Annotated in this window: 13 protein-coding genes and 1 pseudogene; 13 read left to right on the top strand and 1 reads right to left on the bottom strand. The window is 61.9% G+C overall.

Annotated features, from left to right (window positions below):
* Positions 1–367: 367 nt before the first annotated feature.
* The 13 genes from LT988_RS19760 to LT988_RS19820 all read left to right on the top strand — a co-directional run bounded on the left by LT988_RS19760 (position 368) and on the right by LT988_RS19820 (position 14,472).
* Positions 368–757, top strand: a complete 390-nt coding sequence (locus LT988_RS19760; RefSeq protein ID WP_232407223.1) for a PIN domain-containing protein — start codon at positions 368–370, stop codon at positions 755–757.
* The gene (locus LT988_RS19765; protein ID WP_232407224.1) at positions 747–959 is read left to right on the top strand and encodes a hypothetical protein; all 213 of its coding nucleotides are present in this window, start codon (positions 747–749) and stop codon (positions 957–959) included. The genes LT988_RS19760 and LT988_RS19765 overlap by 11 nt, the downstream gene beginning before the upstream one ends.
* A 175-nt stretch (positions 960–1,134) precedes the next feature.
* Positions 1,135–2,079: an RpnC/YadD family protein gene (locus LT988_RS19770; RefSeq protein ID WP_232407225.1), complete on the top strand. Its 945-nt coding sequence runs from the start codon at positions 1,135–1,137 to the stop codon at positions 2,077–2,079.
* A 571-nt stretch (positions 2,080–2,650) separates the two neighbouring features.
* On the top strand, positions 2,651–2,932 hold the full coding sequence (locus LT988_RS19775) for an AbrB/MazE/SpoVT family DNA-binding domain-containing protein (protein WP_232407226.1): 282 nt from the start codon (positions 2,651–2,653) through the stop codon (positions 2,930–2,932).
* Position 2,933: 1 nt separating this feature from the next.
* Entirely contained in the window at positions 2,934–3,320 is a 387-nt protein-coding gene (locus LT988_RS19780; RefSeq protein WP_232407227.1) for a type II toxin-antitoxin system PemK/MazF family toxin, read from the top strand.
* 1,147 nt (positions 3,321–4,467) lie between these two features.
* Complete coding sequence (locus LT988_RS19785; RefSeq protein WP_232407217.1) at positions 4,468–4,806, top strand: UPF0175 family protein; 339 nt, start codon at positions 4,468–4,470, stop codon at positions 4,804–4,806.
* Positions 4,791–5,270 (top strand): hypothetical protein, encoded by a 480-nt coding sequence (locus tag LT988_RS19790; RefSeq protein WP_232407218.1) that lies wholly within the window; start codon positions 4,791–4,793, stop codon positions 5,268–5,270. Before LT988_RS19785 ends, LT988_RS19790 begins: the two co-directional genes overlap by 16 nt.
* A gap of 1,240 nt (positions 5,271–6,510) precedes the next feature.
* Positions 6,511–7,038, top strand: a complete 528-nt coding sequence (locus LT988_RS19795; RefSeq protein ID WP_232407228.1) for a sulfotransferase — start codon at positions 6,511–6,513, stop codon at positions 7,036–7,038.
* Positions 7,039–7,050: 12 nt separating this feature from the next.
* Positions 7,051–8,238, top strand: a complete 1,188-nt coding sequence (locus LT988_RS19800) for a UDP-N-acetylglucosamine 4,6-dehydratase (protein WP_232407229.1) — start codon at positions 7,051–7,053, stop codon at positions 8,236–8,238.
* 219 nt (positions 8,239–8,457) lie between these two features.
* Entirely contained in the window at positions 8,458–9,648 is a 1,191-nt protein-coding gene (locus LT988_RS19805) for a LegC family aminotransferase (protein WP_232407230.1), read from the top strand.
* Positions 9,649–9,823: 175 nt separating this feature from the next.
* The gene (locus LT988_RS19810; RefSeq protein WP_232407231.1) at positions 9,824–10,534 is read left to right on the top strand and encodes a nucleotidyltransferase family protein; all 711 of its coding nucleotides are present in this window, start codon (positions 9,824–9,826) and stop codon (positions 10,532–10,534) included.
* A gap of 2 nt (positions 10,535–10,536) precedes the next feature.
* On the top strand, positions 10,537–12,021 hold the full coding sequence (locus LT988_RS19815; protein ID WP_232407232.1) for a sugar transferase: 1,485 nt from the start codon (positions 10,537–10,539) through the stop codon (positions 12,019–12,021).
* Between the two features lie 519 nt (positions 12,022–12,540).
* On the top strand, positions 12,541–14,472 hold the full coding sequence (locus tag LT988_RS19820; RefSeq protein WP_232407233.1) for a polysaccharide biosynthesis protein: 1,932 nt from the start codon (positions 12,541–12,543) through the stop codon (positions 14,470–14,472).
* A 310-nt stretch (positions 14,473–14,782) separates the two neighbouring features.
* Here the strand turns inward: LT988_RS19820 and LT988_RS19830 are convergent.
* Positions 14,783–15,412: pseudogene (locus tag LT988_RS19830) on the bottom strand (Rpn family recombination-promoting nuclease/putative transposase); the annotation flags it as partial.
* Positions 15,413–15,591 lie beyond the last annotated feature (179 nt).

Consider the following 15,591-nt stretch of genomic DNA (forward strand, 5'->3'; position numbering starts at 1 on the left):
CCCACACCCCGGCCGCGCGAGACCGCGGGAGCGCTTCGCCGACCCCCATCACGCAACTTGATCACGCCACCATCAAAATCGCTGACCGCACTCAGCAAACAGATCAAGCAAACATCTGCCTAAACGACGGCAAGGCCCCGGCTTACTCTCCTACCACGGTCATCGCTATCGGCGAGCGATCGGCCTCGCCGGCTTGCTAGCTAGGATCTTGTGACAGCGCGGAATGGTATCACGAGCCCCGGCAGGTTTGGGTGACCGGTCAAATAAGCGATGGCGAAGCAGTATAAAGCAACGGAGCAAGATGATGACGCTCATTTACCTGGATATTTGCTGATTCAATCGGCCGTTCGACGATCAGAGCCAGCTGTTGATCCGGCTTCAAACCGAGGCCAAACTATTCGTTCAGGACGCGATTCGACAAGGCGTTTATTCGCTTGCATGGTCGGCAATTCTCGATCTTGAGAACATCGCGAACCCGGACATGGAACGTCGGATCGCAATCCAGATGTGGCGATCCCTGGCCTCGGTGAACGTCGACACGAGCCAAAGAATCGAGGCATTGGCTGAGCAGTTTGCAAAAAAGGGCATCAAGCCCATGGACTCATTGCATGTCGCAAGTGCCATCGAAGCCGGCGCAACTTGGTTCTTGACCACAGATCATGCTTTGTTGCGAAAGATGAGAAGCGAAAGCCGTTTGAGCGTTGCAGATCCCGTGGACTTCATCCGTATGCTTCAGGAGTCAAACAATGAGAACTGATGCCGAGATTCGCTCGCACGGAATCCAGCTATTAACCCATGCTTTAGGCGTTGTGGAAGCCGAACGCTTCATCGCTCTGCTCAATCGCGAACGGTTCGATTATACGAAATGGCGGCAGACTCAATGGCCAGACGAAACTGTTGCGTCGTTGGCGCATCGAGCCCGCGCGCTGCGCGAGCAAACCGAGACCAAGGCGGATTGACAATGGACACATTGTTTCGCAGGCGCCGCTCCGGTTCGGCCGACGGCGCTCCCGGCCGACGGGGTGGTGGATGCGCTGCGCTTATCCACTCAAGCGCCCCTGGACGGCACGTTGATTGTTCATCAAACCCTGCAGGGGACTAAACTCCGACCATCGCCCGTCACCGGAGCTCCGCATGACCGACACCGCCGAGACCACGCCCCTCAGCGACCACGACAGCCCTTGGAAGGAGGCGCTGGAGGGCTACTTCCCGGAGTTCCTCGCGCTGCTCTTTCCACGCATCCACGCCGGCATCGACTGGTCACGCGGCCACCGTTTCCTCGACAAGGAGTTCCAGCAGATCGTCCGCGACGCCGACATCGGTCGCCGCTACGCCGACAAACTCGTCGGTCTGCACCGTCTCGACGGTCAGCCGGCCTGGGTGCTGGTGCACGTGGAGGTGCAGGGCGAGCCCGAGACGGCCTTCGCCGAGCGCATGTTCGTCTACAACCACAAGATCCGCGACGCCCACGGCGTACCCGTCGCCAGCCTCGCCGTGCTCGCCGACACCGATCTGCGCTTTCGCCCCGAGCACTACTCCGATGACCTCTGGGGCTGTTCGGTCGACTTTCGCTTCCCGATGGTCAAGCTCATCGACTGGGACACCCCCGAAGCCTGGCCCGCGCTGGAGGCCAGCAACAACCCCTTCGCCCTGGTCGTCATGGCCCAGATCCGCGCCAAGGCCACCAAGGATGCGGAAACCCGCAAGGCCTGGAAGTTTCGTTTGATTCGCCTGATGTATGATCGCGGTTACGCGCGCAAGACCATCCTGGAGCTGTTCCGCGTTATCGACTGGATGATCCAATTGCCCGGGACCCTGGAAACGGCCTTCCGCCAAGAGATCTTCACCTACGAGGAGAGCAAACAGATGCCGTACGTCACCACCGTCGAGCGTGCCGGGATCGAGAAAGGCAATCGCCAAGGCGAGGCCAACCTCCTGCTCTGGCAGATCGAAAAGAAATTCGGCGAGGCCTCCGCCAATGCCTTGCGCGAGCGCGTCGCGTCCGCCGACAGCGACACCTTGCGTCTCTGGTCCGAACGCATCCTCACCGCCGACTCCCCGGATGCGCTCTTTCATTGAGCCGCTGACCAGCCTCGGATCCGGCGATTTTCGGGTCGGATTCTCGCCCTGCGGCCGGGTCCGGTCATGTGCGCTCCTGATTAGAAAAAATCTTCCGCCAGGCTCACGGAATGAGCGCCGCTCCGGTTCGGCCGACGGCGGTCCCGGCCAGCGGGGTGGTGGATGCGCTGCGCTTATCCACCCTACAAAATAGGTGATGCTCCGGACACCGGGGACGTGCCACGGTCATCGCGATCGGCGACCGATCGGGCTCGCTCATGCGTCCGCCCAAAGCGATGTAGAGTGGAGAAGGCGCGCGCTCGACGGTTGGCCATTGGTATAACGTCGGCCGCGCCGCATCCACCAGGCGCCGCTCCGGTTCGGCCGACGGCGCTCCCGGCCAGCGGGGTGGTGGATGCGCTGTGCTGATCCACTCTACACAATATGTCATGTATGGATGAAGGCGCGCGCTCGGTGGTTGCAAGAAAGGGCTCTGACCGCTTTTCTCACGTCGCTCAGGATCTCCCGGTTGTCAGTGTAACTACAATGGCTATACCGGGCTTACCAATACGCCCCCGAATGAGGTCATGACATGAGCAAAACGTCCACGGTTCGTTTTGAAGGTATCGTCCAGCCATGGGGCAATAGCCTGGGCCTGCGGATCACCCGTTCCGTCAGCGAACTGGCTAACCTGAAGCGCGGTGCGCACGTCACGATGGAGATCACCGATGAAGGACTGCTGATTCGCCGCCAGGCAACGGAGCCTCGACGCCCGCTTCCCTTCTCCGAAGCGACCCTCCTCGATGGACTCACCCCTTTTACGGCACACGCCGATGAACTGCCCATCCTCATCGTCTCCGAACAGGATCACTGATGTGGCACCCGCTTTCATCCCGGACCGCAACGACATCGTCTGGCTCGATTTCGAGCCGACCAAAGGCCGGGAGATCGGCAAGTATCGACCGGCCCTGGTCCTGACCAGCCTGGTCTATCACCAACGAACCGGTCTGTTGATCTGCTGCCCAATCAGCACGAGCATTCGCGATGCGCTAACCGAGGTTCCCGTGCGTAACCTCGATCAGCCATGCGTGGTGGTGTGCAACCTCGTTCACACCCTGGACTGGAAGGCGCGCCAGGTCAAAAAGGCTGCCGAGGGTGAACCGGGGCTGATGATGGACGTCCTCGCGCGTCTGATCCCCCTGATCGGAGCGGATCTTCTGCTCGCATCGCCAGAATCCGCACCCGCGGGCAAGGAGCCGTAACCCTAGATCCGGCAGTTGACCGCTTCGCGAGGTAACCGGGGAGATCCGCGCATCGGTCCGCAGGAAGCGGGCACCCGCGAACAAGTGTCAAAAGCGAGGACGCGGGCGGGGATGCGTGGAAGTCGGAGCCACCCATAGGAGCTGTGACGCCCGGTCATGCGGTTCGAGCAAAGGGGTGGCGGCCCAGGACAATGCGCGGGTAAAGCACGGCCCTCCACCGAGAGGATTCTGTCCGTGACAACCATGCTCGCGCGTTTCACGCCGTCGGCGTGCCCGCCCTTGTGGCGGTGCGCGGAACGCTCGGCGCGGCGGCGGGAGCCGCACGCGCGGAGTCGACAGGGCGCTGGACTCGCTCCCCTGTTCCACGGCGGAAGACTCGGGCCGGGAGCCGGATGGTGTAACACTCCAAGTCCGGTTCTGCGAGGAGTCGGGCGCCGAATCGTCGCATGGCGGAGATATCGCGGCACCGCCGGGAAACCAGGCGGCAAACAGATCAAGCAAACATCTGCCTAAACGACGGCAAGGCCCCGGCTTACTCTCCTACCACGGTTATCGCGATCGGTGACCGATGGGCCTCGCTGATGAATCCGGCCAAAACGCGTTCAGCGCGGTTCCCGAGATCGTCGCGTTGACATGGATCCCGCGGACCGTCTAGCCGGCGTAAGAAGACGACTGCAAGTCGTCGATCCGGGGATGTCGGGGCTTCGCGAGGATCGCGATCGGCGAGCGCTCGGCCTCGCTGGCTTGCGAGCCAGCTGCTTGGGGCCGGCGAATCGTCGCGTCGTGTTCGTGCCTTCGGCCATCGTGGCACTTGATTGTCGGGCTGCGGGATGTAGGTGTGGGATGATTTCAGTCGCCCCCTGGCACCGACGCAGCGTTGCGCCGGGCACGCGAACGGGGAGCAGTTGCGCGACTGGATTCCGTCGACGGATGAACCGTGTCCGATTCGGGGATAATTTACCTCGTTGTCCCAGGTCCCCGGTCGTGGGGCGCTGGACTGGTCCTGCCCAAGCCTAGCCTGCAGGAAACGCTGGAATGGCTGCGATGCGAGGTCTGCCCCGTCCTGGATCGGCGCTGCATCGACACCGTAGACTACGAGGCGTAGGCTACGGTAAAGCGACCCAACTGCCAGCTTCCGGGATGAAACATGCACGCCACGAATGTCAGAAATCTGAAAAAGAACCCCTCTCTCGCGCTGCGCCAGGCAGAAGAGTCGCCTGTGCTGGTGCTGAAAGGCGATGAACCCAACGCGCTGATCGTGCACCTCGACAAGTCGGTTGCCGAGGGGGAGCAGTCGGTGAGACCAGCCTTGGCTGCGGCACTCTTCAAAGACGGTACACTGTCTTTGGGCGGGGCCGTCCGGCTGAGTGGTATGGTCACGCAGGCGTTTCTTCAGTACCTCGGTGAATTGGGTATCGACGTTGTCCGCTTCGACGAAACCACTAGGCACGAAGCCGCGGACCTGGATCGATGGCTCGCGTCGTAATCGCCGACGCTGGGCCACTCATCGCATTTGCTGGAATCGACGGACTTTTTGTCCTGCGGGTGTTGTTTTCACGGATCCGGATCACCGCGTCGGTGCGGAACGAATGCTTGGTGACCGAGGGATTGGACGCTCAACGGATCGCTGCATCCATCCGGGACGGCTGGCTGATTGTCGAGGCCCATGCAAGGGAATCGGCTCCCTTGACCCCGAGCCTGGGGCTCGGTGAAAGCGATTCGATCCGACTGGCCCTGGAGGACCGGGCGCGTTCACTGCTGATCGTAGACGACCGGCTGGCGAGGCGCTATGCGCTGCGCAAGGGGCTCAACATCGTCGGATCGGTTCGGCTGCTCGATATGGCGGAACGGCGAGGGCTGATCCAGAGTGCGGAGAGGTGCATTCGGCAGATGTCGAATTTCGGCTACCGAGTCTCCGTTGACCTGTTGGAGCAGATCCGATCCAGTTAGGAGTGGCGTGGGATGTTCCAGGAGGAAACCGGGGACGGTGCGGCCTGGCAAGGCCGCGTGTTCTAGCGGGTGGAACTCCCGCCCGGGTAATCGTGCGCCGCGAGCCCGGTATCGAGCCTTGCGGCGCGACTGGTCACAGGCGCGTCGATGCGTAGGCACGACAGCAGGCGAGGTGCAAAGGTAACGGGTGATGCCGACCCTGAAGGTGTGAGCCCCGAAAATTTTGGTTGGTGAGTGCCGACGGCTTCGTCCCGCCGGTAGGCAACAATCCGTGTCGCGCTCTGGCGAGCGGCACGGATACTCCCGGGTCAGAGACCGTATCGAGCCTGACATTGAGACTCCGCGGTAACCAGGGAGATCCGCGCATCGGTCCGCAGGAAGCGGGCACCCGCGAACAAGTGTCAAAAGCGAGGACGCGGGCGGGGATGCGTGGAAGTCGGAGCCACCCATAGGAGCTGTGACGCCCGGTCATGCGGGTCGAGCAAAGGGGTGGCGGCCCAGGACAATGCGCGGGTAAAGCACGGCCCTCCACCGAGAGGATTCTGTCCGTGACAACCATGCTCGCGCGTTTCACGCCGTCGGCGTGCCCGCCCTTGTGGCGGTGCGCGGAACGCTCGGCGCGGCGGCGGGAGCCGCACGCGCGGAGTCGACAGGGCGCTGGACTCGCTCCCCTGTTCCACGGCGGAAGACTCGGGCCGGGAGCCGGATGGTGTAACACTCCACGTCCGGTTCTGCGAGGAGTCGGGCGCCGAATCGTCGCATGGCGGAGATATCGCGGCACCGCCGGGAAACCAGGCGGCAAACAGATCAAGCGAACATCTGCCTAAACGACGGCAAGGCCCCGGCTTACTCTCCTGGAGAACCGGGGCAGTACCACGCTCATCGCGATCGGCGACTGAGGGGGAGTCCATCGGGGGGGCCTTCGAGTGTGTCGCGCGCCGCGGTCGGGTGGAGGTCGTGGTGGAGAAGACCTGCGCCAATTCCTTGCGGATGCCGTTCGTCGATGCCGTGGTGTCCGAGGCGCGTGACATCTTCAACCGTCGCGACGGTCTCGATACCTTGGGCTCGGCGATGCGTCGTTGGACGGCTCCGCTGGACATTCCCGATTCGGCCCGCAAGGCACGCTTTGTCCCGCCGTCGGATTTGCCTGACTACGCTGGCCGCTATCTTTGGAACCGGTTGTATCGGCTGGTCTCCCGGCAGAGAACGGCTGGCGTTCCGGGGGCCTCGGATGGCGGATATGAATCAGTTGTTGGCCGCACATCCGCTCGACGAGGTCTGCGCCATTCCATGGCAATGCGGCGTCGAGCACGCCTACGACGCACTTCAGGCCATGCTTCGTTCGCGCTGGCTCGAGGTGGTTTACGCGGATTTCGTCGCCGATCCCGGGCATGAGCTGGAGCGCGTCCTGGCGTTCCTTGGCCTCGAAGCGGATCGCCACGCGCAGGAGTCTGCCGTTCGGGCTGTTCACGGCGGCAGCGTCGGCAAGGGAAGCGCCGCCTTGGATGAGGAGACGGTCGCACGGTTGACGGCGCTGGTCGGGGGGGTTTGGGGCGGTTGGGTTATGGTTGATTGGCGGGCTGCGGGGCGTAGTGTAGGGGCGACGTCAGTCGCCCCATCCGATTTCGGCCGCTTCGGTCAAAACACTGGGCGACTGAAGTCGCCCCTACGTCGCCGCGACGTGGCCGCTGCGCGGGCTCTAGGCAGGCTGTACGCCGCATCGCATCGGCATGCACGGCGTGGTTCGCCCGAATCGACCGTACTTTAAGGAGCTTGCAAAATGAATGTTTTGGAACTGATCGGGCGTGATCAGCCGCTGTTTGATGCGGATATCGCCGGGTTCGAGGGCGAGTTGTCTGCCCGTGTGGCCGAGGGGCGGTTTCTGGTGATCGGCGGGGCGGGGTCGATCGGGAAGGCGGTGGTGCGCGAGATCTTCAAACGTGGCCCGCGCGCGCTGCATGTGGTGGATATCAGCGAGAACAACATGGTCGAGCTGGTGCGTGATCTGCGCAGTACGCTTGGCTACATCGACGGGGACTTTCGCACCTTCGCGATCGACTGCGGATCGGTGGAGTTCGATGCGCTGATGCGCTGGAGCGGCGGCTACGACTATGTGCTGAACCTCTCCGCGCTCAAGCATGTGCGCAGCGAGAAGGATCCCTTCACCCTGATGCGGATGGTGGATGTCAACATCCTCAACACGATCGCGACCATTACGCAAGCGCAGGCCGGCGGGGCGCGGAAATATTTTTGCGTCTCGACCGACAAGGCGGCGAACCCGGTCAACATGATGGGCGCGAGCAAGCGGATCATGGAGATGTTCCTGATGCGGGCCAGTCTGGAGCTGCCGATCTCTACGGCGCGCTTCGCCAATGTCGCCTTCTCGGACGGCTCGCTGCTGCACGGGTTCAACCAGCGCTTCGCCAAGCGCCAGCCGTTCGCGGCGCCCAGCGACGTGCGCCGCTATTTCGTGACCCCCCAGGAGTCGGGCGAGCTGTGTCTGATGTCCTGCCTGCTCGGGAAGAACCGCGACATCTTCTTCCCTAAGCTCAGCGAGCGGCTGCATCTCATCACCTTTGCCGAGATCGCCGAGCGTTACTTGGCGGCTCGGGGCTACGAGGCATTTCCTTGCGCCACCGAGGACGAGGCGCGGGCCTGCATCGACGAGCGCCTGGCGCGACAACAATGGCCCTGCTGCTTCTTCGCGAGCGACACGAGCGGTGAAAAGGACTTCGAGGAGTTTTTTACGGACCGGGAGACCTTGGATATGGCTCGGTTCGAGAGCATCGGGGTGATCCGGAACGAACCGCGCTTCGACGCCGCTAGGTTGGAATTTTTCCTGGCAAGCGTCGATGCCCTGAAGGCACGCGGCGAGTGGGGCCGCGCCGAGTTGGTCGAGTTGTTCCATGCCATGTTGCCCGATTTCAGACACAAGGACACCGGCAAGTATCTGGATGAGAAGATGTAAAATTCCCGGTGTTAGGGTTAGGATGCGGGCCCCGTGACGCAGAACGCCACCGGGCATGGATAACACCGCTGGGCGGATGTCACGAGCCCTGAGGGTTTCGTCCGCGGCACGTCGAGAAAGGACACAGGCCCGACAATCGGTCGAGACACCTGCCGATCGTTCCGGCATGATGTGCAAAGGAGAGGGTCTAGTCATGGTGACACGAGGCAGGTCGACAAGATGACCGGAGATGTGGAGCATTTCGCGCGGGGGCTCGTCGACACCGTTCGCACCCGGTACAGAACGGATGATTTCATACCGCTGCATGCGCCGCAGTTTGCGGGCAGGGACCGCGATTACCTGCTTGAGGCCATCGACAGCGGTTTTGTGTCGTCGGTGGGACGCCACGTCGATGCCTTCGAAACCGCGCTGCGCGCCTTCACCGGCGCGGGCTTTGCCGTGGCAACCGTCAACGGCACTGCGGCGCTGCATACCGCACTGTTGCTCGCTGGCGTGGGGACCGGCGACGAAGTGGTCACCCAGTCGATCACGTTCGTGGCGACCTGCAACGCAATCCGTTACTGCAGCGCGCATCCGCTGTTCGTGGATGTCGATCGCGAGACCTTGGGACTGTCGCCCGAAAGTCTCGCCGACTTTCTGGACGAGCATGCCGAAATTCGCAACGACGGTTCTTGCTGGAATCGGGACACGGGTCGGATCATCCGCGCCTGCGTACCCATGCACACCTGCGGCCACCCGGCGCGGATCGAGCGCATCGCCGAGGTCTGTGCGGACTGGAATATCCTGTTGGTCGAGGATGCAGCCGAGTCGCTCGGGAGCTTCTATCGAGGGCGGCACACCGGGCTGTTCGGGAAGATCGCCGCACTCAGCTTCAACGGCAACAAGATCATCACCACCGGCGGCGGCGGGATGATCCTGACCGACGACGAGGCCCTCGCCCGCCGCGCGAAGCACCTGACGACCACGGCCAAGCAGCCTCACCCGTATCTCTTCATCCATGACGAGGTCGGCTTCAACTATCGGCTGCCGGCCCTGAATGCCGCCCTCGGCTGCGCGCAGGTGGAGGTGTTGCCTGACTACCTCATCCGCAAACGGGCCTTGGCAGGGTACTATGCGGACTGGTTTGACGAGACGGATCGTATCTTTATGCACGAACCCGATGAAGCAACCTCCAATTTCTGGCTCAACGCCTTCTTTGCACGCGACCGCGAGGAGCGGGACCTCGTTCTGGAATATACTAACGCTCACGGCGTGATGACGCGGCCACTCTGGAACCCCATGCACACTCTGGCACCTTTTCGGGATTGCCCGCGCGCCGAGTTGCCGAACAGCGAATGGGTCGAAGCACGGCTTGTAAAGCTGCCGTCGAGCGTACCGCCGGACGGCGTTGACGCTATTTCTGGTCGGTAGGGCGGACTGCACTGTATTTGTTCACCCTACGACCATTGTCCACCTAACGGCGCTTGTAGAGCCGAATGCTCCGATGACCGACGAGTCGGAGTGACCAAGGAGACCGTAAATCGGGCGCATCGGCTCGATTGGAAAAAACATCGCATTGAATGGGATTTCGATCAGGGAGCACTTCATGAAAGCAGTGATTCAAGCGGGCGGTCGGGGCACACGACTCAAACCCTATACACTGATCCTTCCGAAACCGATGATGCCCGTCGGCGAGCTTCCGGTCATCGAGATACTGCTGCGTTGGCTGCGTCGCAATGGGGTGCATGAGGTCCATGTGACCACGGGCTATCTGGGACATTTGCTGCGGCTGCTGTGCGGCGACGGCAGCCGCTGGGACATGCACATCGACTATACCGAGGAGAAGGAACCGCTGGGCACGGTGGGTGCTCTTGATCTCTTGCGCGACCGGCTGGACGAGACCTTCCTGGTGCTCAACGGCGATATGATCACCGACCTGGACCTGCGTGCCATGCTCCGTTTTCACCGCGAGCACGGAGACGCCTTGACGATCGCGGTTACCGAGACCTTGGTACCTGTCAACATGGGCGTGTTTGAATACGAAAAGAATGGCGTCGTATCCGAGTTTCGCGAAAAGCCGACACTCAGTTATTCGGCGAATATGGGGATTTATTGCATGGAGCCCGAGATCTTGGATTTCATCCCCAAAGGCGTACCGTACGGCTTCGACGATCTGATGTATCGTATGCTGGATGAAGGGCGTTCTGCGCGGGTCTATCGACATGTGGGTCAATTTATGGACATCGGCCGACCGGAAGACTTTGCGCGCGCACAGGAATTGGCCGAGCGCGGCGAGCTCCCGATGCAGAGTCATTGATCATGAATGGATCTCTCAAGCGCGCAATGGATGTTGTACTGGCCCTGCTAGGGCTCATCGTGAGCGCACCCTTGATGTTGCTCGTTGCACTGCTGATTCGGCTGGACTCGCCCGGCAAGGTGATTTTCTCTCAGCCGCGTCTGGGACTGAACGGACGCCTGTTCTTGATGCATAAGTTCCGCAAGTTCCCTGACAACTGGGGCACTAAGGGCGCCGCCGTCACAGTGGCTTCGGACGCGCGCATGACCCGTCTAGGACGAGTACTGGAGCGGACCAAGCTCGACGAGCTCCCGCAGCTTTGGAATATCCTGATCGGGGAGATGTCGTTTGTCGGCCCGCGACCGGAAACCGAGCGGTTCAAGGATCTCTTCACCGGCGAATTCGCGCGTGTGCATGATTACCTTCCCGGGATCTTCGGCCCGAATCAGGTGGCTTTTCGCAACGAGTCGCATCTCTACCCGCCGGATCAGGATCCGGAGGTCTTTTACCGGGAGCAACTGTTTCCGCAGAAAGCACGGAACGATCTCGACTATTTCAGCCGCGCGACGGTCCTCTCGGATGCGCATTGGATCGTACGCGGCCTGTGGTGCAGCATTGTCGGCGCGATCGACTGGAACAAGCTGGGGCGGCGAGCCGGCAAGGCGTTCGTGGCCGATCTCGTGATCTTGGAGCTGGCCTGGCTGGGGGCGAACATCCTGCGCTTCGACGGTCTGCCGACGCGCCACTTATGGGATGTCTATGTCATGGGCATCTGGCTCATTCCGCTGGTGGTCTTACCCGTGCTGATCCTGGGTGGCAATTACCGCGGCATGGTGAGGCATTTTGCAGCAACCGATGCCATCCGCTTGGCCGTTTCTGTCTTTGTCGGCTGGACAATCGCCTATCTTCTCGTGCTGGTCGGAGGCGAGCGCAATGCCTCGATCGGGGTTGGAATGATCGCCGTTATGCTGACTCTGATGCAGATGGGTGCTGCGCGCGTCTTCTATCGCGAGCGATTCAGGCGCGCGAACAACCTCAAGCGCGAAGCCGAAGCGCGTCGGGCGCACGGAGGCGACCCCAGGTCGGTCGTTGCGCTTTACGGCGCCGGACACCGCGGCCTGGCGGTGGCCAGTTTGCTGAACCACGGTTTCCCCGATGCCCGGGTGGCGGGCTTTTTGGACGACAATGATCGCGATCTCGTCGGCCGCCACATCGCCGGCTACCCGATCCTGGGCTCGGAGCGGGATCTCGACACCGTACATGCGGTCCATCGTATCGATCAGCTCTGGACGACGTTTGAGCCAAATCGGTTCAAATATGAGCGCCTACGGGACTGGTGTCGGCAGAACGAGGTACGCCTCGTCGTGCTGCCCGTCACCGAACCTTTCCTGTCGCTCAACATGACCGGCGACGGCGATTCGTCCTTTGCGGCGGATCGGGAGGCCGCGGCCTACCGGCAAAGACCGCCCGAGCGCCTGCAACCGGCGACCTCCCCGCAGAGAGGCTGACGCGTCTCGGGGTGCAGAACCCGACGCGATCTCCAAGGCAGGCGGGCCGACCTTCAAGGCCCCGTGACAGCCGCTTTGCGGTGTCACGCCTGCCCCATGGCGCTCTGCGTCACGAGCAGGCTCGGCGCGGGTTGGCAGTGTTTGATGACTCACCGGCAGCTGCCATGGATCCGGACGTGCCCCCCACACGGATATCCGGCTTCTCGGTCGAACCAGGTGCTCAGCCCCGCCACAGTGGTTCGCCCGGTAAACCAGCGCCGGGTGTCGCGCTTGCGGGCATTCATCGTATGCTGCCGGTCTCGTGCCGAGAGTTCGAGGCGGCTCAATGCCCGCATCCTCGTTCACTCCGGAAGCTCCTTACATCCGCCGCAATTGAACCCGAGACCGTAGTGTTAACATAGGGGTCATCGCCGACGCCCCTGCCGGAGTAACCGTGGAAAGCCCGTTCGCGACGCCCCCTGACCCGCCGGGCCCGACCTTTGCTCTCATGTCCCCGCTCCAGAGCGTCGGCCAACCGTGATGAAGATCTGGTTCCAGCGCGCACGCTCGCGCCTCTTGGTCTTCCTGCACGACTTGCTGATGATCCCTATGGCGTGGGGGTTGGCGTATTGGATGCGGTTCAATCTCGCGTATGTTCCTCCGGAATTCATCGACGAGGCGATCGACACGCTCCCGCTGGTTGTGCTGGTGATCGGCTCGGTCTACTGGATGTTCGGGCTTTATCGAGGAGTATGGCGCTTTGCGTCGATGGACGATCTCGTGCGGATCGCGCAAGCCGTCCTCGTCGGCACCACCCTGCTCTTGTTCTTGCTCTTCGCCTTAAATCGGATGGCCTATATCCCGCGGTCATTGCCCGCACTGTTCGTGATCTTCCAGCTCATGCTTCTTGTCGGGCCGCGGCTTCTCTATCGCTGGATGAAAGACCGACGACTGGATTTCAGCGGGGGAAAGCGGGTCTTGATCGTCGGGGCCGGGCGCGCGGGCGAAATGCTCGTCCGTGACTTGTTGCGCGATCCCAAGTCGGGCTACGTCCCGGTCGCATTTGTCGACGACAAGCCGCATCGGCAGGGAGGCGTCGTGCACGGCGTGCCGATCCGAGGCACAACCAACGACATTCCGCAACTGGCCGAGAACTTCGGGATCGACGTCGTCCTCTTAGCCGCACCGAGCGCATCCACACAGGAAATGCGGCGGCTGGTCGGACTCTGCGAGTCCGCCGGGCGGCCCTTCCGCACGGTGCCCCGGATCAAAGAGTTGATGGACGGTCAGGTCAGCGTGAATCAACTGCGCTCCGTCTCGATCGAGGATCTGCTCGGGCGAGAGCCGGTGACCTTGGATTGGGACGGCATTCGGCGCGGCCTGGCGGATCGCCTCGTGATGGTCAGCGGTGCGGGCGGCTCGATCGGCTCGGAGCTCTGTCGCCAGTTGCGCAGTTGCGGGCTGCGGCGGCTGATCCTGCTCGATCATGGCGAGTACAACCTCTACCAGATCGAAACCGAGTTGCTCGACAGCCCGAGTCCGCGGATCTTTGCCCGCTATCTGGTGGATATTACCAACGCGGTCGCGGTCAACGACCTCTTCAACCAACTACGACCGGATGTCGTCTTCCACGCCGCAGCTTACAAACACGTCCCTCTCTTGGAGGATCAGATCCAGGCGGCGCTGCACAACAACGTGATCGGGACCCGGATCATCGCCTCCGCGGCGGATCGGTGCGGCTGCGAGCGCTTCGTGCTGATCTCGACCGATAAGGCGGTCAACCCCTCTAATGTCATGGGGGCCAGCAAACGTTTTGCGGAGCTACTCTGTCAAGACATTCAGAGCCGCTCCGCCTGTCGCTTTATGACGGTGCGCTTCGGCAATGTGTTGGGATCGGCCGGCAGCGTCGTACCGCGCTTCCGACAACAGATCGAGCGTGGCGGACCCGTGACGGTCACCCATCCCGACATCGAGCGCTTCTTCATGACGATCCCCGAGGCATGCCAGCTCATCATGCAGGCCGCAGTCATCGGAAAAGGCGGCGAAACCTTCGTCCTCGACATGGGCACGCCGGTAAAGATCCACTATCTGGCCGAGCAAATGATCCGGCTTTCCGGGCTGGTACCAGACCGTGATATCAAGATCGAGTTCACCGGGCTGCGCCCCGGCGAAAAATTGTTCGAGGAGCTCTTCTATCCCTCTGAAGGTTTTGCCGAGACCCCCCATCCACGCATCCACATCGCGCGCCGGACGGAAGCACCCGGCGCCGACCTGCTCCGCTCCGCCTTGAGCGATCTCGTCCAAGCCCTTTCCGATCGCGACGACGAGGCAGCCCGGTCAGTTCTCGGTCGTGTTGTACCCGACTGGAATGCCGAGCAGGGGAAAGAGGCCGGCTTCTCCCTGCGAGCCTTTCATGGAATAGGTCGTGCCGGACAGGAAAGCCGGTTTTTCCCGGTCGCACCCACATCCTGATAGGTGAGGTTCCCCCGAAATTTAGTCTTCCAAGGGTGACGTAGACTGTCTGTCACGCTGAAGACGATAATGCAGAAGATTCCGAAGCAAGAGTACACCGCCGAGTTCAAGGAACAGGCGGTGAAGCGGGTGAAGGACGGCAAGCCCTTGAGCGCGGTGGCCAAGGAGATGGGACCAGCTCTGACGACGGGTGCCTCAAACATAGTAGCGCAGGAACGATTCCAGGATATCGAGCGCCGTGGGCTGGTCGATGAGGGTATCGATCAGGTCCAGCAGCTCGCGCAGGCGCTCGCGCGGTTCGTCGCTGTAGATGTTGCACGGCCAGTTGAATCAGGCTGGTGAGGATCTCGCCGTTGATTTCTGCGACTTTGCGGGCGGAGATCTCATGCAGGTCATAGCGGAACTGGGGCACGCGGGGTGCCAACGCCTCGGGAAGCGGGCTGACCAGATCGTGGAAAAATTCACGAACCCGCCAAGGACGTTGACGGTGATAGAGCACGAGGTTGTAAACCGAGAGTAAACGGCGTGCCTTGGGGTGCTGTTTTCGGTACGCCTCGCCGCTGGCGAGGATGTAGCGCAGCAGTTGCAGCATGACCCAGCCATCCGGTGGGCTCTTGTGCTCGAAGAGCAGGTAAAGGCTGAGTGTCTTGCCGTGATGCTTGCCGCGATAACCGACATGACAAACCAGATCGGAATAGATCTGACGCAGTTCCGGGGCGAAATAGCTGTCTTTCGGCATGGTCAGGGTGCCGAGATCGATCTCGGCCAACATCTTGGCAGGGAGGTCGTGTTGCAGGAAATCCTCGGCAATCGCGGGGCGCCCGAAGTTCTCCCGAGAGAAGCAGTAGTCGTGTGGGATCGGGGTCGGCTGGCTCCATGCAGGGTGTCGTCTCAGGCCCGAATCGACGCGGTGGGTCTCATGGAAAACAAGGCGATAGATTTACTTTCGCTCACGGCGTTGGATCCCACGCACTCGAAATTCGTCGCCGAAACGGTAGATCCGCCAGCACCGGCTCACCCTGGGGGACGTGGGTATGAAGCACCCGTCCATGAGGTGGTCAAGCCAAAACGGATACCCCGTTAAGCCGCATCGGCCGATCGGCCGTTTCTTTCGGACCC

This window comes from Thiocapsa bogorovii, assembly GCF_021228795.1.
Taxonomy (GTDB): Bacteria; Pseudomonadota; Gammaproteobacteria; order Chromatiales; family Chromatiaceae; genus Thiocapsa; species Thiocapsa bogorovii.